General features: G+C 44.1%; 1 protein-coding gene. It reads left to right on the top strand.

All coding sequences use genetic code 11. The annotated features are described in order from the left end of the window. Positions 1-683 (top strand): Ig-like domain-containing protein (locus G3R48_RS17160; protein ID WP_212593431.1); only part of this gene is annotated, 683 nt, incomplete at both ends.

The following is a 683-nucleotide window of genomic DNA, read 5'->3' as shown; positions in this document are numbered from 1 at the left end:
ACTATCACCATTGTTGGTGCTAACGATGGCCCTGTTGCCCAAAACGATAGAATCAGTGTCTCTGAAGATACGACCTACACCTCAACCATTGACCTAGATGCTAACGATTCTGACATCGATAATGACAATCTATCCGTTATCGCTGGTACCTTCACAACCAACCAAGGTGGTATCATCATTGTTGCGGCTGATGGCAGTTATACTTATACACCTCCCCTAGATTTTAATGGCCTAGATTCATTCACTTACACCGTTACTGATGGCTCAGAAACCGATACAGCCACACTATTTATTAATGTCGGCGCAGAAAATGATGCTCCTAATTTAATTGCTGATACCAACACGGTAAATGAAGATGCCACATTATTAACTACAGCTACAAATGGCGTGTTAGCTAACGATACTGATTTAGATGGCGATACCATTTCTGTCACCGCAATTCATGCCGGCATTTCAGGTACAAACACAACCGTTTCTGCCGGCTCTCCAGGGGTTATCACAAATGAATACGGCACCTTGACAATCAATGCCGATGGTAGTTATTCGTTCGTTGCAAACGGCGCATCAGCTCAAGCTCTCGCAAATGGCGTTTCAGCTAATATCGTATTCACGTATACCGCATCCGATGGCACAGAAAGCGAAACTCAAACATTAACTATCACCATTGTTGGCGCGAACGATCC

It is taken from the genome of Shewanella intestini, from assembly GCF_018221465.1.
GTDB classification, from domain to species: Bacteria; Pseudomonadota; Gammaproteobacteria; order Enterobacterales; family Shewanellaceae; genus Shewanella; species Shewanella intestini.
The sequence above is the reverse complement of the archived record's forward strand: the minus strand, read 5'-3'. Positions and strand labels throughout refer to the sequence as shown.